Origin of the sequence: Nocardia sp. CC227C, from assembly GCF_030767025.1 — a bacterium.
Classification (GTDB): Bacteria; Actinomycetota; Actinomycetes; order Mycobacteriales; family Mycobacteriaceae; genus Nocardia.
In genome coordinates, this window is the sequence record NZ_JASITE010000002.1 from 591,856 (window position 1) to 610,851 (window position 18,996).

The window sequence follows — 18,996 nt, forward strand, 5'->3', positions numbered from 1 at the left end:
CCGCCTCCTAGACCCTGCTCGCGGCGCGCGCCGGAACCGGCAGCGAGTAGCCCGAGGCGGCGGCGCGCTTGGCCCCCCGCTCCAGTTCCTTCATGAGATCGCGCACGTACGGCTCGAATTCGATCTGAATCGTGTGGCGTGGCGAGTCGTAGTAGCGACCGGTGCGCCGCGCCTCGGCCGCCTCGATATCGGCACGCATCTCGGCCTGCGAGGGCAGGTGGTAGTTGCCGGTGAGATAGGCGGCCACCAGCTTGGACTGCTGCTCGGCGAAATTCACCAGGGTCGGCAGCGGCTGTGCGAGACCCAGATAGAAGAGATTGTCCACGCTGGGCTCGATCATCTGCCGGAACAGCGGGAAGACGTTGCGCGCGTCGGGTTTCAGCGCCGGATCGTCGAAGAACGGGAAGGAGATGTGATAGCCGGTGGCGCAGACGATCACATCCACCTCGGCCACACTGCCGTCGGCGAAATGCACGCGCGGCCCGTCCAGGCGGGTGATGGCCGGTTTGAAGGTGATGTCACCGCAGCCCGCCCGGTGCAGGAATTCCTCACTGGCCGAGGGGTGCGCCTCGAACGGCAGGTGGTCCGGTTTGGGCAGCCCGTAATCCTCCATGTGGCCGCGGTTCTTGACGACGAAGCGCTGCTTGAGCTTGAGGACGAGCTTGGGCGGCATCCACGCGGGCATGGACGCCTTGTCGCCGACCTTGCCGTTCACGTATTTCGGCAGCACCCACACGCCGCGGCGGGCGGAGAGGTAGAACTCCGAGGCGATGAAGCGCTGCGAGAGTTCGGTGGCGATGTCCAGGCCGGAATTGCCCATGCCCACCACCACGATGCGCTTGCCGCGCATGTCGACGGGGTCGAACGGGTCGTTGTAGGCGTGCGAATGCATGAGGACGCCGTCGAATTCGCCCGGGTAGTCGGGCATGCGGGGGTCCCAGTGGTGACCGTTGCAGACCACCACCGCGTCGTAGACCTCGGTGCGGCCGGTGTCGGTGGTGACGGTCCACAGGCCGTCCGCATCGCGCTGAGCGCCGATCACTTTGGTGTTGAAGATGATTCGATCGCGCAGCCCGAAATGGTCGACATAGTCCTTGAAATACCGGTGCAGCTGCGAATGGTGCGGGAAGTCCGGCCAGTGCTCGGGGGCCGGGAAATCCTCGAATGCCAGCCGGAACTTCGAGGTGTCGATGTGCAGGCTCTGATAGCACGCCGACATGCCGTTGGGGTTCTTGAAGTACCAGTTGCCGCCCACCTCGTCGGATGCTTCGTAGCAGTCGAAGGGGATGCCGTACTCGGCGAGCCGTTTGGCGGCGGTGATTCCGGACGGGCCCGCGCCGATCACGCAGACCCGGGGCAATACGCGTGTATCCAATTCACTCTCCCTGTTCGGCCGCGCGGTCGCACCGTCGGGCCGGACGTGATGTGCCACACACGCTAACACTCACTGGACAGTGCGTCTAGTGAGTAACCGAACGTCTATCATGGGGGCGTGACCCGGACCGACGAGCAGACCCCCGCACCCGCGCGGCGCACCTCGCTGCGCGACGAACAGAAACGACTGACCCGCAACCGACTGATCGAAGCGGCTACCCAGCTGTTCGTCACCCAGGGCTACGCCCAGGTCCGGGTGGACGACATCGCCGCCACCGTAGGCTGTAGCCGCGCCACCTTCTACCTGCACTTCACCGGCAAACCCGATGTGCTGCGCGCCATCGCCGAACAGGGCACGCTGCCCAGCGTCCAGCACTTCTACGAGGATCTGGACCATGTGCTCGACAGCGGCTCGCGCACCGAGTTCGCGGCCTGGATGCGGCGGGCGATCGAATGGTTCCAGGAATACAAGGACCTGCTGCCCGCCTGGGACGAGGCGACCGCGCTGGAGCCGGAATTCCGGGAGATCGCCCGCGAGGGCATCCTGGCGCTGCCGAACGTGATGACGTCGTATCTGTCCCGCTGGCCCGAGGCACAACAGGACGAGGCGCGGCTGCGCATCGAGTTGCTGGTGGCGCAGTTGGAGCGGTTCTTCACCCGCTGGGCCATGCAGGGCACCATCGACGTGACCGCCGAGCAGGCGGCCGAGGTGCTGACCGACATCTGGTTCCCGGCGCTGCGCACGCCGGGATTGTGAGCTACGGCGCGCCGGTGCGCGCCCGCTCCAGCTCCCAGAATGCCCGCAGGGCAAGGATTTTGCCGTTGGCGTCGACCCGGTAGGTGACCACCGCGTCCACTTCCACGGTCATGTCGTCGCGGGTGCTGCGGATGGTGGTCACGAACGCCGCCTCGTCCCCGCACGCGAAGGAGTCCGCGTGGCGGAACTCGATCGCGCTGCGCGCGATGGCCTTGTCCCAGAACGCCGCGATGGCGTCGGGGCCGCGATGCCCCTCCCCCGTCGGGTCGTAAGGCGACACCCCGATCGGATCCTCCACCCGGGCATCGGGTGCGAACAGCGCGAGCCATTCGTCCCGGCGCTGCCCGCGCACGGCGGACTGGGAGGCGAGACCGGCACGGCGGGCGGGATGTTCGGCCATGACGCCATCCTCGCCGCGACCGCAGCCACCGGCACGGTGCGAGCCCGCTGCGCGGACGGACACGTCCGCTCAGCGGCGGTCGCCCTCGACAGCGCGCGACCGATGCGATATCCGCGGCGGCCGCGGTGCGAGTGCGCCGGACGGCGGCACATCGGCGACGCCCGCACGCCTGCTCCGGGAATTCGGGGCCACACCCGCTCCGGCACCCCGTCGCGCAGGACACGCGCTCTCGCCGCCCCATCGCGGGACGCACTCCTGCCGACACATCGCGGGACGCACTCCCACCGACTCGTCGGGGCGCAAGCGGCCTCGGGGATGGGCAGGCCGGGTCGCGGGTTGTGGTGGCGGAACTCAGCGCGGGGCGGGCCGGGTGGCCGGGCCGTCGAGGATCTCGCGGCATTCGGCGGCGGTGTGGCCTGACTGCATACAGTTGGCCCAGTCGATCTGATCCCGCACCCAGGGGCTGGGCCGCTGGGCGGCGGTGGCCGGTGTCAGCGAGACGGCGGCGGTGGCCAGGAGGAGCACTGCGGTGGCGGTGAACCTTTTCATGGCTGTCCCCTCCCGGTGCGGATCATGGTGTTCGCACTCCAGGATGCCAGGTATGCGAGGGATTCGCCGGGAGTTCGCCGGATTGCCGAGCCGAGTCCGGGCGGACTACGTGTCGGAGTTCGGAACCAGGTCAGGAAGCGTGCGCAGCTGTCTGCGGGAGGTCACGCCGAGCTTGCGGAAGATGTTGCGCAGATGGGCGTCCACGGTACGCGGGCTCAAGAACAGCTGTGCGGCCACCTCTTTCGAGGTCGCGCCGGTCGCGACCAGGCGCGCGATGTGGAGTTCCTGCATGGTGAGCTGGTCGTAGGTGGGTTTGGTGCGGCTGCGCACCGATTCGCCGGTGGCCCGCAGTTCAGCCGCGGCCCGCCGGGCGAAGGCCGCCATCCCGATATCCGACAGCGATTCGTGGGCGGCACGCAGCTGCTCGCGCGCTTCCTTGCGGCGGCCCTGTCTGCGCAGCCACTCGCCGTAGCGCAGCCGCGCCCGCGCGCGACTCGGCAGCAGTGGCGCGGCGTCCAGATGGACGAGGGATTCGCGATAGTCGTCCTCCGCGTCCGAGACCAGGGCGCGCGCCGCAGCGGCCACACCCAGGCTCCACGCGGTACCGGCCGCCGCGGCCCGCTCGGTCAGCTCGGCGCTGGCGATCCGCGCGGCGGCAGGTTCCCCCGAGCGCACGGCGGCCTCCACCAACTCCGCCAGCGAGATACCGGCGACGAAGAGCGCCCGGTGCGCGGTCGCCCGCCGGGCGGCGTCCAGCGCCGCCGCGTACTCCCCCACGGCATTGCACGATATCGCCGTGGCCCAATGGACATTGGCGAGCAGATGCTCCTCACCGCGCTGCCGAGCCGCCGCCCGCACCGCGTCGGCGAGGGCCGCCAACTCCGCGCGACGGCCGCGCAACGCGGCCAGATGCAGTCGCGGATAGAGGTGCGGCGCCGCACCGAAGGCGTCGGCGACCGCCTCCTCCTCGGCGATCGCCGCGGCCGCCGCGTCGAGATCGCCGCGGTGCACCGCGGCCGTGGCCACCTGGGTGAGCCCGAGCCGCAGCAGCGGGAGCGACCCGGATTCCCGGCCCACCCGCAGCAGCTGGGCGGTGAGCCGGGCATGCGCGTCGATATCCCACAGCTCGGCGGCCAGCATGACGCCCAGTGCGGGCCGCTCCGTCCACATCTCGGCAGCACCCTCGGACAGCATCGGCCGCAGCAGTGCGGTGGCGGTGCGATGGTCCCCGGCCGACAACGACAGCATGGCGTCGAGCAGTGCGTCCGATGCGCCCGACGGCGGGGGCGCGGGCGGCGCGGCACGGGCCGCCTCCAGCACCATGTCCATCACACCGGTGGCCCGGCCGACTTCGAGCGCCATTTCCAGCGCGTCCAGGAAGTACGCGCGCGAGCGCCGCGGATCCGCGGCGGCCAGCCGGTGCGCGGCACGCAGCATGAACGCCGGTCCCGCACCGTCGGCATCGCGCGCGAAGGCGAGCCGGCCGTGCAGCTGATCCACGCGAGCCCGCCGCGCCACATCGAGCCGCCCCTCGTCCACGGTCGCCAGCAGATCGGCGGCCGCCGCCACCGCACCGGCCGCCAGCCGGGCCCGCACCGCGGTGAGAATGCGGTCCACCCGCCGATCCGGGTCACGGGTCAGGGCCGCCGCCCGCGCCAGAAAGGCCGCGGCGGCCGCGACCCCGCCGCGCGTCTCGGCGCGCCCGGCCACGACCTCGAGTTCGGCGGCGACCTCGTCATCGGGACCGGCGCACGCCAGGGCGCGGTGCCACGCCCGCCGATCCGGATCGGTGATCTCGTCCGTGGCGTCCGCCAACCACCCGTGCGCGGCCCGCCGCTGCTCGGGATCGGCTGCCCGGTAGACCACCGACCGGGCCAGCGGATGGCAGAAGCGCACGCGCACATCGAAATCCGCGAGTCCGCCGGTGTCCGCGGCGACCGACGGATCCAGACCGGCGCTGTCGACGGCCGACCACAGCAACCCGGTATCACCGGTCGGATCGGCACTGGCGATCGTCAGCAGCAGCCGATGGGCAGCCGGCAGCGCCAGCAGCCGGGCGCGGAATCCACGCTCGATGGCGGCGGTGACCGGATACTCGTCCGGGACGGCGAAACCACCTGCCATAACCCCATTTCGGGGTAGTTCCAGCAGGGCGAGCGGATTGCCGCGCGCCTCCGCCAGAATGCGCTCGCGCACTCGGTCGTCCAACGACCCCGGCGCACCGGCGGCCAGTAGGGCGCGGGCGTCGGCATCGTCGAGCCCGTGCACCTCGACAACGGGCAACGTGTCCAAAGCCGCTGTCCGGCCGGACATCCGGGCTGCCAGCAGGACGGCAATCGACTCGGAGCCGATGCGCCGCGCCACGAAGGACAGCACCCGCGCCGACGCATCGTCGAGCCAATGCGCGTCGTCGACAACGCACAGCAGCGGCCGCTCCCGGCCCGCCGCACCGAGCAGTTCCAGCACACCGACGCCGATGGCGAACAGGTCGGGGATGACGTCGGCGAGACCGAACGCGGCCTCCAGGGCACGGCGCGGCACCGGGGGCAGCGCTGCCAGCCGATCGAGCTCCGGCGCACACAACTGGTGCAGCCCGGCGAAGGGCAGTTCCGCCTCGAACTCCGACCCCGCCGACCGCAGCACTCGGAAGCCGCCCGCGCGGCGCTCGGCCGCGGCCAACAGCGCGCTCTTGCCGACACCGGGGTCGCCGCGCAGCAGCAGCGCGGCCCCCGAACCCGCGCGAGCGGACGCGATCACGCCATCCAGACAGCGGATCGACTCCTGCCGCCCCACCAGTCCGATATCCAGCGCCATGACCGGATTGTAGGGACATAGGCGATTTTCGCCGACGCGAGCGCCGCCGCCCCACTGGAACTCTCGATATCGACACGCCGAACACGGCAGATCCGGGAGGCACATCATGACCGCGGCACCGAAGACGATCCCGGCGCGCGGCGCGGACGCACCGACGCGGATCGCCCGCACGACCCTGCTGGCCGCCGCCATGCTGACCATCATGGCGCCGGCCGTCATCGCCCCGAGCCTGCCGGCCATGCGGGCGGTCTTCGCGGACACGCCCGGGGCGGATGTGCTGGTGCGGCTCGCCCTCACCATCACCTCACTGGCCATCGCCATCAGCGCGCCACTGGCGGGGGCGGTCGCCGACCGGGTCGGGCGCGAACCACTGCTGATCGGCGGCCTGACGCTGTACGCGGTCGCGGGCGTCGGCGGATTCCTCACCGACGACCTCGCCGTGCTGCTGGCGACCAGGGCCCTGCTGGGGGTGGCCGTCGGCAGCATCATGACGGCGGTCAGCGCCACGATCACCGACTGGTTCGACGGTCCGCGGCGGGCGTCGTTCCTCGGGCTGCAGCAGGCCTTCGCGAGTATCGGCGGCGTGGTGTTCCTGCCGCTCGCGGGCCTGTTGGCGGCCTCGAACTGGAAATCCCCGTTCTGGATCTACGCGGCATCCACCGTCATCGTGCCCTTCGCACTGGTGGCATTGCGGAAGACGCCGCGGCACAGCGGATCCCGTGCGGACGCCGGTACAGCGGGCGGCACCCGGCAGCGCATCCTCGGGCCGGTCGCCGGACTGTATCTGCTCGCCTTCGGGGTGACGCTGGCGTTCTACATGTCCCCGACCCAGCTGCCGTTCCTGCTGGCCGACTTCGGCACCGGTCCGGCGGTCGTGGGCACGGTGATCGCCGTGACCACGCTCAGCAGCGTCCTCGGGGCGCTCGCCTTTCCCGCGCTGCGGCGACGCTGGACCACGGGCGTGCTCACCGCGGCCAGTGTGGCGCTGCTCGGCCTCGGCTGGCTGCTGGTCGGCACCGCGGCGACGGTGCACCCGGTGGTGGCCGGCCTGCTGATCGGCGGTTTCGGCGTCGGCGTGGCCGTGCCCAATCTGAATCTGCGGCTGAGCGAACTGGCTCCCGCCGCCCGGCGCGGTCGCGTACTGAGCGGTCTGGTCTCCGGGATATTCCTCGGCCAGTTCCTCTCACCGCTGGTCGTCGCGCCGCTCATCACGGTCACCGGCATCGACGGCGCGTTCCGCTGGACCGGGCTCGCCATGGTCGCGGGCGCGGCGCTGGCCGCCCCGGCCCTGATCCGTACCAGGTAATCCGAATCCGCACCCGCGGTTTCAGCACAGAGAAGGAAGAGAAAATGATCTATCACGGCAACCGCTTCACGCTTCGCGCCGACGCCGCTCCCGAGGCCGTCGAGGAAGCCTTGGAAAGCCTGCGCAACCAGGGGCGCGTCATCCCCTCGGTGCGATCCTTCGTCGTCGGCCGCGACTTCGGCGGCGAGTACGAATGGGGCGCGGTCTTCGCCATCGACGATCTGGACGGCTACTGGGAGTACCTGATCCACCCTGCGCACCGCACTACCGACCAGGTCGGCCTGCCACTGGTCGACAGGTTCGCCAGCTTCGACATCACCGACGACCCGGACCCGGATATGGGAGCCAAGATCGCCGCCCTGCACCAGCGCCGCTACGACAGCGATCCGCAGCTGACCCAACTGGTCGCGGACCTGGGTGAGTACAGCGGCAGCGCCGCGCCCGGCCCGCACGGTGCGCACTAGTCGGCGCTCCCGCCCGCGATTCCCGGTGGCTCCCACCGGGAATCGCGGCGTTCGGGATCGGGTCAGGCCGCGCGCACCGCGGTGAGGGTGCGGGCCGCGGTGCGGTAGCGGGCGGCGATGAGGCGGACCACGGCCGGGTGGACGCCGATCGGGTCGGCCACGCCGTCCGCGCCGCACTCGTGCAGGCGCTGGTGGAACAGGCCGTGGGCCAGCAGGTAGGAGGCGATGAAGACGCGGCGCGCGCCGGACTCGCGGACCTGCGCGACCACTTCCGGCACCCGGGGCGCGCCCGTGGCGATGTAGGCCAGCCGCACCGGGCTGCCGATCTGCTCCGCGAGCAATCCCGCGGCCCGGCGCACATCCTGACGGGCCCGGGCGTCCGACGACCCGGCGGCCGCGAAGACCACCGCGTCACCCGGCCGCCACCCCGCGGCGCGCAACCGCATCCGCATGATCGCCGCCAGCGCCGGATCCGGCCCCATCGCGTGGGTGACCGCGACCGCGTCGTGCGCACTCGCGGCCACCTCTCGCGGCACATCCTGGTACACGTGGTAACCCGACGCCAGGAACGCCGGAACCACCACCGCGGGAACCGAATCCAGATTCCGCAACACCTCGGCCGGGGACGGCCCGAGCACATCCACGAACGCCGTGCGCACCCGCGGCGCGTCGGCAGCGGACCGATCCGGCCCCGTGACCCGCGTCGTGCGGGTGGAACGCATTGTGGTGGCGGCTGTTTCGGCCAGCGGTGCCGGTGCCGCCCCGAAAACGGCACCGGCACCGGTCTCGGGGGGCGCGCCGAGTTCGCGCGCCACGGCCTCCGCCAGGGAGGCGATCATCTGGACGCCCTTGGTGCTGCGGGTGCCGTGGGCCACCAGCACCAGGGCCGGGGTGGTCACCACGCCCCCAGGCTGGGTGCGGGACGCGTGGGGCGAACCGGCGAGCCCGACCCCGTCACCGGCGGAAGTCCTTGGCCGGGTGCGATGCTCGCGGAACGAGCACGGTGCGACGGTCGCGGCGATCCGGTCGCGGCCGAGATGTCGGCGGGCCGGACGGCGGCACCTGTGACCGGCGGATTCTTGTGGGCCGGTGCGGCACCCGCCGAGCTGTCGGGGACGCCGGGTCGCGCCGACGCGGACGAGATGTCCGCCGGGCGGGCACCGGGTGCCGCCGGACGATCCGCGGAACGCGTCGCACCGGAGGCCGCCGGGGCGTCCACCGGACGAGCCGGAGTATCCGCGGAACGGGCCGAGCGCGGCGAAGCCGGTGCGCCGACAGCGTCCGGGGCGCTGGCCGGGCGGGCCGGGGCGGCAGCGATTTCCGTGCGGGCGGCGACGGAATGGGCCTGGCGGAAGCCGGCCGATGCGGGAGACTGGTCCGTGCCCGGGCCGCGGCGAGTCGGGAAGACCGGGCGCGCACCGGGATTCGCACCTCGGCCCGGATAGGGCTGGCGGGGAGCGGGGGCGGCCGGGCGCGGATCGTCGTAGCTCTCGGTGGGGTCCAGGGCCAGGCGGTAGCCGCGTTTCACCACGGTCTGAATGGCTTTCGGGGTACCCAGGCCCGCGCGCAGGCGGGCGATGGCGGTCTCCACGGCGTGCGTGTCCTCACCGCCGCCGGGCAGGGCGGCGAGCAGGTCCTCGCGGGAGACGACGCGTCCGGGCTGACGGGCCAGCGCGCGCATGAGCGCCATGGGGGCGGGGGCGAGCTGGCGCACCTGGCCGTCCACCACCACGCAGCCGCCGCGCACGCTCAGATTGTGCCCACCGGCCTGAATTCGATTGGCGCGCCGTGGAAGTTCCTCGGCCACGTGCCGGGCCAGCGCGCCCAGACGGGCGCGGCCGGGCATGGAGGTGGGCACGCCAAGCTCCTCCAGCGGCGCGGCGGTGATCGGTCCGACGCAGGCGGCCAGCACCCGCCCGCGCAGGGCGTGCAGCACCGCCTCGAGCAGTCCGGTCTCCTTGGCACGCATGAGCAGTGACGCCACGGCGGGCGCGCTGGTGAAGGTCACGCAGTCCAGGCCGGAGGTGACGACGGCCTCGATGAGCCGGTCCATGGGGGTGCGGTCCTCCGGTGGGATCCACCGGTAGACGGGCACCGGCACCACATCGGCCCCGGCCATGCGCAGCACCTCGCAGAAGTCCGGCACCGGCTCCCATTCGGTGGTCGCACCGTGCAGCTGCACCGCGATGCGCACGCCTTCGACGCCCTGTGCGAGCAGGTGATCCAGCACCTCGGCCGAGGACTCCGATGCGGGCGACCACTCCTCCCGCAGTTCCGCGGCGCGGATCGCGCCCTTGGCCTTGGGTCCGCGCGCCAGCATCCGGGTCGAGGACAGCGTCTCGCGCAGTTCCTCGGCCAGGCCCCAGCCCTCGGCGGCCTCCATCCAGCCGCGGAAGCCGATACCGGTGGTGGCCACCGCGATCTGCGGCGGCTCCGCCACCAGCTGGCGCGTCACCCGCTCCAGTTCGGTGTCGTCCGACAGCGGGATGATCCGAATCGCCGGTGCGGTAACGATATTCGCACCCCGCCGCTGCAACAGGGTGGCGAGTTCGTCGGCCCGCCGCGCGGCGGTGATGCCGATGGTGAACCCGGCGAGCGGGGCAGCTGAATCGAGCTCGGTCATGCGGTACCACCGGGAATGTCCAGCGGCTCGTTCGATACCGCGACCACACCGTCGGCCACCCGCACCGCGTACACCGGCAGCGCCACCGAACCATCGTCCAGGCAGCGCCCGTCGATGAGCGAGAATGCCTGCTTGAGCAGCGGCGACGCCACCACCGGCACACCACCGCGGTCACCGACGATGCCGCGGGACATGACCGCCGCGCGGCCGAAGGGGTCGATATTGCCCACCGCGTACAGCGAGCCGTCGGGCAGTAGGAACAGGGCCGCCTGTCGGCCACCCTTCAACAGAACCGCCACACCGCGGCCGGGGATGAGGTAGTCCAGTCGGCACGCCTGCGTCCAACCGGCAATGGTGGTGGTGACTGCTGAGCTGGGTGTGTCGATAACGGTCATCGGTAACTCTCCTCCGAACGCCTTACCCATTGGTACCGGCGTCCTGTTTCCATGCGGTTAAGCAGTCATTTCCCCGACGTGGCGGATGGAGATTCCGACGAGATCTCCGGCATACCCAGCAGGACGGGCACCTTCCGCTCCCCGCTGTCGTCGAAGGAGATGGTCGGATCGGCCTCGTCCGGGGCGTTGACGAAGGATACGAAGCGCGACAGCTTCTCCTCGTCGTCGAGCACCGCGGCCCACTCGTCGCGGTATCCGGCGACGTGGGAGGCCATGGCGGCCTCCAGGTCGTCGGCGATGCCCAGACTGTCCTCGCAGATGACCTGCTGGAGATAGTCGATCCCGCCCTCCAGGGCCTCCTGCCAGGGCGCGGTGCGCTGCAACCGGTCCGCGGTGCGGATGTAGAACATGAGGTAGCGGTCGATGTACTTGATCAGGGTCTCGTCGTCGAGGTCGCCCGCCAGCAGCACCGCGTGCTTGGGCGTGAGGCCGCCGTTGCCGCCCACGTAGAGGTTCCAGCCGTTCTCGGTGGCGATGACGCCGACATCCTTGCCGCGCGCCTCCGCGCACTCGCGGGCACAGCCGGAGACGGCCAGCTTCAGCTTGTGCGGGGAACGCAGGCCGCGGTAGCGCTTCTCCAGCAGCACCGCCATGCCCACCGAATCCTGCTGGCCGTAGCGGCACCAGGTGGAGCCCACACAGGACTTCACGGTGCGCAGCGACTTGCCGTAGGCGTGACCGGATTCCATGCCCGCGTCGACCAGGCGCTTCCAGATCAGCGGCAGCTGCTCCACCCGCGCGCCGAACAGGTCGATGCGCTGACCGCCGGTGACCTTGACGTACAGGCCGAACTCCTTGGCCACCTCGCCGATGGTGATGAGCTGCTCGGCGGTCACCTCACCGCCGGGCATGCGCGGCACCACCGAGTAGGTGCCGTTCTTCTGGAGGTTGGCCAGGAAGTGGTCGTTGGTGTCCTGTAGCGCGGCCTGCTCGCCGTCGAGGATGTGATCGCTCGAGGTGGACGCCAGGATGGAGGCGACGGTCGGCTTGCAGATATCGCAGCCGGTGCCGGTGCCGTGCTTGGCGATCAGTTCCGAGAACGTGCGGATACCCGTGGACTGCACGATGTGGAACAGTTCCGCGCGCGACTGCGCGAAGTGCTCGCACAGCGACTTCGACACTTCCACGCCCGACTGCTCCAGCAGCTTCTTGAGCATGGGAACGCAACCGCCGCAGGAGGTTCCGGCATTGGTGCAGCTCTTGATGGCGGGCACGTCGCACGCGCCCTCGGCGATCGCGCCGCAGATCGAACCCTTGGAGACGTTGTTGCAGGAACAGATCTGGGCGTCGTCGGGCAGCGCGTCCGCGCCCAGTTCAGCACCGGCCGGGGAGATCAGCGATGCCGGATCGGCGGGCAGCGGGCTGCCGACCAGCGGGCGCAGCGCCGCGTACGCCGACGCGTCACCGACCAGGATGCCGCCGAGCAGGGTCTTGGCGTCGTCGGAGACGACGAGTTTGGCGTAGGTGCCCTTGGCGGCGTCGTGCAGCACCACCGACAGCGCGCCCTCGGTGGTGCCGAAGGCGTCACCGAAGCTGGCCACGTCCACGCCGAGCAGCTTCAGCTTGGTGGACAGATCCGCGCCCGGGAACTCGCCCGCGCCGCCGAGCAGGCGGTCGGCCACGATCTCGGCGGTGGTGTAGCCGGGAGCGACCAGGCCGTAGCAGACGCCCTCCACGGCGGCGACCTCGCCGACGGCGTAGATGTGCGGGTCGGAGGTGCGCAGCCCCAGGTCGGTGATCACACCGCCGCGCGGGCCGACCTCCAGCCCGGCGTCGCGGGCGATCTGGTCGCGCGGCCGGATACCGGCGGAGAACACCACCAGCGAGGCGTCGATGACGGAGTCGTCCGACAGCGTGACCCGCAGGCCCGCACCGTCTTCCGCCGCCGCGATGCCCGCGGTGCCGACACCGGTGTGCACGTGCAGGCCGAGGTCGGTGACCAGGCGCTCCAGGATCGCGCCGCCGCCCTCGTCCACCTGTACCGGCATCAGCCGGGGGGCGAACTCGACCACGTGCGGGGTCATGCCCATGAGCCGCAACGCGTTCGCCGCCTCCAGGCCGAGCAGACCGCCGCCGACCACCACGCCGACCCCGCCCGGACCGGCGGCCTCGGCCGCGGCGCGGATGCCGTCCAGATCCTCGATGGTGCGGTAGACGAAGCACTCCGGGCGATCGTGGCCCGGCACCGGCGGCACGAAGGCGTAGGAGCCGGTCGCGAGCACCAGTGCGTCGTAGGCGATCACGTCGCCGGTGGAGGTGACCACCTTGCGGGCCTCGCGGTCGATGCTGTCGGCGCGCACCCCCAGGCGCAGATCGACCAGCACGTCACCGTCGTAGGTATTGCCGGGCAGGGCGAGATCGCCCGCCTGCCAGCTGCCCACGTAGGAGGACAGACCGACGCGGTCGTAGGCGGGCAGCGCTTCCTCGCTGAGCACGACGACCTGCCAGGTCCCGGCCTCGTCGCGGGAGCGCAGCGCCTCCACGAAGCGGTGTCCGACCATGCCGTGGCCGACGACCACCGCGGTCTTGCGTTCGACTGTGTGCGTCATGACAGTCTGTCCTTTCGGTGGGTGGGTTCCGGTCAGGCTCGCGCCGACGTGGACGTGGACGAAGTGGTGGCGGAGTCGGATTCGGCCGCCAATACCAGCGCCTCGGCCTCGGCGACCACATCGCGGCCGGGGGTCGGGCGGCGCAGGAATACGGCCCAGCAGACCGCCGCGCACACCACGTAGAAGACCATGAACGCCCAGAACGCGGTGGTGGCGGAGTCGGTGGCGGCGTACGAGGAGCGCAGCGCCAGGTTGATGCCGACGCCGCCGAGCGTGCCGATGGCGCCGACGAAGCCGATGAGCGCGCCCGAGGTGTTCTGCGCCCACTGCGTGCGGGACTTCGCGTCACCGGGCAGGCTGCGCGACTTCGCCTCGAACACCGACGGGATGATCTTGGTGACCGCGCCGTTGGCCAGGCCCGAGATGATGAACAGCGCCACGAAGCCGAAGATCATGGCCCCGAGCACGCCGCCGGTCAGGCCGCCCGCGCCGTCGCCGAGGGCGCTCGAGCTCGCCACCACCACGGTGGCCGCGGTCATCGCGCCGAACATGTACAGGGTCACCAGGCTGCCGCCGATGCGGTCGGCCCACTTGCCGCCGTAGGGGCGGGCCAGCGAACCCAGCAGCGGACCGATGAAGGCGATGGACGCCGCGTGCAGCGCGGCCTGCGCCGGGGTGGCCCCGCCCGCCTTGAAGTTGATTTGCAATACCTGCGCGAAGGCGAAGCTGTAGCCGATGAACGAGCCGAAGGTGCCGATGTAGAGGAAGGCGATGGCCCACGACTGCGGCACCCGCAGCGCCGTGATCATGAAGGACATATCGGCCTTCTGGTTCTTCACGTTGTCCATGTAGAGCGCCGCACCCAGCGCCGCCACCACGACCGCGATCAGGTACACCACGCAGACCACCGAGGCACTGCCGTAGGCGTTGCCCAGGGTCGCGATGACCGCCAGGCCGATCAGCTGGATCACCGGCACGCCGATATTGCCGCCGCCCGCGTTCATGCCCAGCGCCCAGCCCTTGAGCCGCTGCGGGTAGAAGACGTTGATATTCGACATCGACGACGAGAAGTTGCCGCCGCCCAGGCCCGCGAACGCCGCCACGATCAGGAACGTGGTGTACGAGGTGCCGGGCTGGTTGACGAAGTACAGGGTCAGCAGCAGCGGCACCAGCAGCGCCAGCGCGCTGAAGATGGTCCAGTTGCGACCGCCGAACTTCGCGGTGGCGACGGTGTACGGAATGCGCATGATGCCGCCCACCAGCGTGGGGACCGCACCGAGGAAGAACTTGCCGGCGGTGTCGATGCCGAACTGCTCGGTCGGCATGAACAGCACCATGACCGACCAGATCGACCACACCGAGAACCCGATGTGCTCGGCGAAGACCGACCAGATCAGATTGCGCTTGGCGATGTCCTTGCCGCCCGCCTCCCAAGCGGCGACGTCCTCGGCATCCCAGTGCTCGATGTCGTGATTGCGCGTCAACGTGCGGAACAAGGGGCCTCCTGAAATCTGGATAGGCCCCAAGGTAGGAAACCGGTATTGCGCGAATGCTGCGCCAAATGACCGGAGAATCAACGGTTGCTCACGATTCTCCGGATTCGGCCGTGAGAACTACCGCTATGTTTCGCCCATGTGACACAACGGTTTCCGCGTGTCACAGAACACGGAAATCCCGAATGGCCGACCGTGAGGTGAGATGGCCGTCACCAGCATCTCCGATACCTCACGAGTCGGCAACTCGAGCGGTGAATCAATTCCAGCTGTCTTCGAGCATGCGCGGCTTGCAGGCGTGCCACGCACCGGCCAGCATGGCGAACACCGCGACCGACAGCATGGCGAACGGAATCTTCCAGCCCCCGGTCGCCGAATGCAGCAGGCCGAAGACCACCGGGCCGACACATGCCACGGTGTAGCCGACACCCTGGGTGAACCCCGACAGCGAGGCCGAACCGGCGGACGTGCGGGTGCGCATATTGATCAGGGTCAGCGCCATCGGGAAGGTCGACGGCCCCAGGCCGAGCAGCAGCACCCACACCAGCGTCGCGGTCATGGGCGCGATCAGCAGACCGGCGAAACCGACGAAGTAGCACAGCGCGCAGACGACGGCGACCGGGAAGGGATTCGCCACCCGGCCCACCACCAGCGGCGCGCCCAGCGCCGCCACCAGGCCGATGAGCGCGAAGACGCCCACCATGCTGCCGCCGTAGGCCAGGCTCGCCCCGGCGTCGTGCAGGATCGTCGGCAGCCAGGTGAACACCGAATAGGTGATCAGCGAGGTCATGCCGAACATGAAGGCCATCCCCCAGGCCACCGGCGAGCGCCACACCTTGCCATCGGGTTGCGCCGTGGTCGGCAGGGCGGTGACATCGGCCTTGGCGTGACCGCGCCGGTCACGCAGCACTCCCAGCCAGGGCAGCGCGGCGGCGAATCCGAGCAGCGCCCACAGGCCCAGCGAGATCCGCCAGCCGTGCGCCTCGGCCACCGGGACCGCGACCAGCGCCGGAATCACCGTGCCCAGCTGCACCATGACGATGTAGACCGAGGACAGCAGCGCCAGCCGATCCGGGAAGTAGCGCTTGACCAGCGGCGGAATCACCACATTGCCGATGCCCATACCGGTCAGCGCCAGCGCGGAGAAGGCCAGCAGCTCCCAGGTCTGCGGCACCAGCGCGCGGATCGCCGAACCGACGCCGGTCATGAGCATGGCGATGAGCGCGGTGCTCTCCAGGCCGAAGCGGCGCACCAGGACGGGGGTCAGCAGCCCGGCGACGGCGAACATGGCGGTCGGGATCATGCCGAACACGCCGATGATCGCCGTCGAGTAGCCGATGTCCTCCCCGATCTGGGTGGCCAGCGGCGTGAAGGCGGTGACGGCGACGCGCAGCGTGAGCGCCGACATGACGATCGCCGCCAGCACGAGCAAGCGCCCCTCGGTGAGGTGGCGCTTGGCGATGCGGTCGATTGTCGGTCGGTCTCCGACCACGAGGGTCGTCTCATCCAGGGTCGCAGTCACCGAGAAATCATAGGATGACCCGATGATGTGATGCAACGAATGTGAGGCACGGTACGCTGTCATGCGTGCAACCAGTCCGGCGCACGAGCCTCATCGCCCAGGTGACCGAGCAGCTTCGTGCCGAAATCCGTTCCGGCCGTTGGCCCGTCGGCTCCCGCATCCCCACAGAACCGGAGCTCACCGAGCTCACCGGAACCGGCCGCAATACCGTGCGCGAGGCCGTCCAGGCGCTCGTGCACGCGGGCATGCTGGAGCGCCGCCAAGGCTCCGGGACCTATGTCATCTCCACCTCGAACCTCGGCGCGACGCTGAACCAGTACTTCGCCGACGCCCAGGAACGCGACATCCTCGAGCTGCGCCGCGCCCTGGACACCACCGCGGCCGCCCTGGCCGCCAAACGCCGCGACGAGGCCGATATCGCCGACCTGCGGCGGCTGCTGGAAGAACGGCGACTCTCCTGGGACGACGACAATCCCGTCGCCATCGAGGCCGACCTACAGCTGCACCGCGCCATCGTCGCGGCCAGCCACAATGCCGTATACCTGGAGTTCTACGATTCCCTGCTCCCGGTCATCGAAGCCGGAATCCGCTCCCGGACAGCGAAATCCGGCGGCTCCTTCGAGGCCGAACACGTCGAACTGGTGGAGGCCGTGATCGCGGGCGATCCCGAACGCGCCGCCGCCGCCGCGGACTGCTTCCTGTCGACCCTGCTCGCGGAGTATCCGGACGTCAGGTAACCGACAGGTCACCACCGCGATGTGCGAGAAGTGAGCCGGAATTACTCCGGTTGTCACCGAAAGCGACGTCGTTGTAACGGGTGATTCGTACGGTGGATGCGACCGCGAGGAACCGTTCCGGGCCGATTTTCTCACCGGCACCCGGAGTTCCCGATGAGGGCTGGTCACATCTCGAGAGGAATGCGTCCATGACATCCACAGCCGCGCCCGAAACGCCGGAAACGAACACTTTCCAGTATCAGAAGCGAGGCCGTTGGCTCGATCACTGGGAGCCGGACAACGAGGAATTCTGGGAGAACGGCGGAAAACGGACCGCCTGGAAGAATTTGACCTTCTCGGTGTTGTCCGAACATCTCGGATTCAACGTCTGGGTGATCTGGACAATCGTCGTCACCAATATGGGTAACGCGGGCTTCGCATTCATGCAGGGCCTCGGTGACAAGAACCCGCAGGCCGTATCCAACGCCCTGCTGCTCACCTCCGCGCCCGTGCTGATCGGCGCGGCGCTGCGCGTGCCCTACACCTTCGCGATTCCCAAGTTCGGCGGGCGGGCCTTCACCGCGTTCAGCGCGGGCATGCTGCTGATCCCCACCCTGGGCCTGGCCTTCTTCATCAACCGGCCCGACACCCCCATGGCGGTCTTCCTGATCCTGGCCGCGCTGGCCGGTTTCGGTGGCGGCAACTTCTCCTCGTCGATGGCGAACATCTCCTTCTTCTTCCCCGAAGGCAAGAAGGGCACCGCGCTCGGCATCAACGCCGCGGGCGGCAACCTCGGCGTCGCCGTGACACAGCTCGCGCTGCCGCTGCTCATCGCCCTCGGCACCACCATCCTGGCCAAGGACCCGGCCGGATACCGCCTCGGACTCACCCTGGCCGCACTGTTCTGGGTGCCGTTCATCGCCTTGGCCGTGTTCTCCGCGCTGCGCTACATGGACAGCATCACCGCCGCCAAGCCGGACGGGCAGTCCTACAAGCTGGCCATGACCAACAAGCAGACCTGGGTGATGGCGTTCCTCTACATCGGCACCTTCGGTTCCTTCATCGGCTTCTCGTTCGCCTTCCCCACCCTGATCAAGGCCAACTTCCCCGAACTGAAGGATGTCGGCCTCCTGGTCGCGCTGGGCAACCTCGCCTTCCTGGGCGCACTGGTCGGCTCGTTCACGCGGCCGTTCGGCGGCTGGCTCTCCGACCGCATCGGTGGCGGCGCCAAGATCACCCTGTGGGTGTTCGTCAGCATGGCGGTGGGCATCGCCTGCATCATGGCGTCGCTGGAACTGCACAGCTTCCCGCTGTACCTGCTGTCCTTCCTGGCGCTGTTCGTGCTGACCGGCATCGGCAACGGCTCCACCTACCGGATGATCCCGATGATCTTCAGCGCCGAGACCAAGAAACGCGCCGAGGAACTCGGCATGAGCGTCGAGGAGATGACCGCTTCGGCCAAACGACAGGCCGGAGCCGCGATCGGCGTGATCGGCGCGGTGGGCGCGTTCGGCGGCTTCCTGCTCCAGCAGGCGCTGCGCCTGGCGAATACCAACTTCGGCAGCATGGCGCCCGCCTTCTGGGGTTACGCGGCGGCCTTCCTGGTGATGGCCGGTGTCACCTGGTGGTACTACCTGCGCACCTCGTTCGCGGTCCAGCAGGCTCCCTCCCTGGCCTACGCGAGCGTGTGATCGCCAGCCCCGACGTGTGATACGAAGTGCGTCCGTATCACATATCCGGGCGCGGCGGCGGCCGTCGCCTCCCCCTCGTTGGCCGCCCCGCCCCGTGATTCGGCAATGCCCGTCCCGTCGAACCCTCGACGGGGCGGGCGTTGCGGCGTGACCTCGGCGCTCAGCTCGGCGGAGGCGTTCGAGCGGCCCGCCACCATCAGCGGTCCGACCCTCACCGTGTGCTGCGCGGCGGCGCTGATCGTCGGTATCGCCACCACCACACGGGCCGGGGCGCTCACGCCGA

The 18,996-nt window shown here is 69.9% G+C and carries 15 protein-coding genes and 1 pseudogene; 5 read left to right on the forward strand and 11 right to left on the reverse strand.

Translation table 11 applies throughout. The features are described from left to right. Positions 1-7: 7 nt before the first annotated feature. Entirely contained in the window at positions 8-1,375 is a 1,368-nt protein-coding gene (locus tag QMO76_RS05670) for an NAD(P)/FAD-dependent oxidoreductase (protein ID WP_306360108.1), read from the reverse strand. 117 nt (positions 1,376-1,492) lie between these two features. On the opposite strand from QMO76_RS05670, the gene QMO76_RS05675 reads away from it, so the two are divergent. After that, positions 1,493-2,131 carry a TetR/AcrR family transcriptional regulator gene (locus QMO76_RS05675; protein WP_306360109.1) on the forward strand — a complete coding sequence of 213 codons (639 nt, stop codon included), beginning with the start codon at positions 1,493-1,495 and terminating at the stop codon, positions 2,129-2,131. 1 nt (position 2,132) lies between these two features. Here QMO76_RS05675 and QMO76_RS05680 read toward each other — a convergent pair whose 3' ends face one another. The 3 genes from QMO76_RS05680 to QMO76_RS05690 form a co-directional block, all read right to left on the reverse strand. After that, the gene (locus QMO76_RS05680) at positions 2,133-2,531 is read right to left on the reverse strand and encodes a nuclear transport factor 2 family protein (protein WP_306360110.1); all 399 of its coding nucleotides are present in this window, start codon (positions 2,529-2,531) and stop codon (positions 2,133-2,135) included. A gap of 351 nt (positions 2,532-2,882) precedes the next feature. Continuing rightward, complete coding sequence (locus QMO76_RS05685) at positions 2,883-3,080, reverse strand: hypothetical protein (RefSeq protein ID WP_306360111.1); 198 nt, start codon at positions 3,078-3,080, stop codon at positions 2,883-2,885. Between the two features lie 105 nt (positions 3,081-3,185). Beyond that, on the reverse strand, positions 3,186-5,894 hold the full coding sequence (locus tag QMO76_RS05690) for a LuxR family transcriptional regulator (protein WP_306360112.1): 2,709 nt from the start codon (positions 5,892-5,894) through the stop codon (positions 3,186-3,188). 106 nt (positions 5,895-6,000) lie between these two features. Here QMO76_RS05690 and QMO76_RS05695 point away from each other — a divergent pair, with 106 nt between their 5' ends. Both QMO76_RS05695 and QMO76_RS05700 read left to right on the forward strand, forming a co-directional pair. Beyond that, complete coding sequence (locus tag QMO76_RS05695; protein ID WP_306360113.1) at positions 6,001-7,200, forward strand: MFS transporter; 1,200 nt, start codon at positions 6,001-6,003, stop codon at positions 7,198-7,200. 44 nt (positions 7,201-7,244) lie between these two features. Beyond that, positions 7,245-7,664 (forward strand): Dabb family protein, encoded by a 420-nt coding sequence (locus QMO76_RS05700; RefSeq protein WP_306360114.1) that lies wholly within the window; start codon positions 7,245-7,247, stop codon positions 7,662-7,664. A 62-nt stretch (positions 7,665-7,726) separates the two neighbouring features. On the opposite strand, the gene QMO76_RS05705 is transcribed toward QMO76_RS05700, so the two are convergent. The 6 genes and pseudogenes from QMO76_RS05705 to QMO76_RS05730 form a co-directional block, all read right to left on the reverse strand. Continuing rightward, positions 7,727-8,563: a sirohydrochlorin chelatase gene (locus tag QMO76_RS05705; RefSeq protein ID WP_306360187.1), complete on the reverse strand. Its 837-nt coding sequence runs from the start codon at positions 8,561-8,563 to the stop codon at positions 7,727-7,729. Between the two features lie 581 nt (positions 8,564-9,144). Beyond that, a pseudogene (locus QMO76_RS05710) lies at positions 9,145-10,287 on the reverse strand (uroporphyrinogen-III synthase); the annotation flags it as partial. After that, positions 10,284-10,682 carry a nitrite reductase small subunit NirD gene (gene nirD / locus QMO76_RS05715; protein ID WP_306360115.1) on the reverse strand — a complete coding sequence of 133 codons (399 nt, stop codon included), beginning with the start codon at positions 10,680-10,682 and terminating at the stop codon, positions 10,284-10,286. The pseudogene QMO76_RS05710 and the gene nirD, both read right to left, overlap by 4 nt. Positions 10,683-10,747: 65 nt before the next feature. After that, positions 10,748-13,291 (reverse strand): nitrite reductase large subunit NirB, encoded by a 2,544-nt coding sequence (gene nirB / locus QMO76_RS05720; RefSeq protein WP_306360116.1) that lies wholly within the window; start codon positions 13,289-13,291, stop codon positions 10,748-10,750. 32 nt (positions 13,292-13,323) lie between these two features. Continuing rightward, positions 13,324-14,787 carry a NarK/NasA family nitrate transporter gene (locus QMO76_RS05725; protein ID WP_306360117.1) on the reverse strand — a complete coding sequence of 488 codons (1,464 nt, stop codon included), beginning with the start codon at positions 14,785-14,787 and terminating at the stop codon, positions 13,324-13,326. 256 nt (positions 14,788-15,043) lie between these two features. After that, positions 15,044-16,306, reverse strand: coding sequence for a CynX/NimT family MFS transporter (locus QMO76_RS05730; RefSeq protein ID WP_372341901.1), 1,263 nt, complete (start codon positions 16,304-16,306; stop codon positions 15,044-15,046). Between the two features lie 65 nt (positions 16,307-16,371). Between QMO76_RS05730 and QMO76_RS05735 the strand changes: the two genes are divergently transcribed. Both QMO76_RS05735 and QMO76_RS05740 read left to right on the forward strand, forming a co-directional pair. Beyond that, complete coding sequence (locus QMO76_RS05735) at positions 16,372-17,043, forward strand: FadR/GntR family transcriptional regulator (RefSeq protein WP_306360118.1); 672 nt, start codon at positions 16,372-16,374, stop codon at positions 17,041-17,043. Positions 17,044-17,231: 188 nt separating this feature from the next. Beyond that, positions 17,232-18,713, forward strand: coding sequence for an MFS transporter (locus tag QMO76_RS05740; protein ID WP_306360119.1), 1,482 nt, complete (start codon positions 17,232-17,234; stop codon positions 18,711-18,713). Here the strand turns inward: QMO76_RS05740 and QMO76_RS05745 are convergent. After that, on the reverse strand, positions 18,698-18,991 hold the full coding sequence (locus QMO76_RS05745; RefSeq protein WP_306360120.1) for a hypothetical protein: 294 nt from the start codon (positions 18,989-18,991) through the stop codon (positions 18,698-18,700). The genes QMO76_RS05740 and QMO76_RS05745 overlap by 16 nt on opposite strands. Between the last annotated feature and the right edge of the window lie 5 nt (positions 18,992-18,996).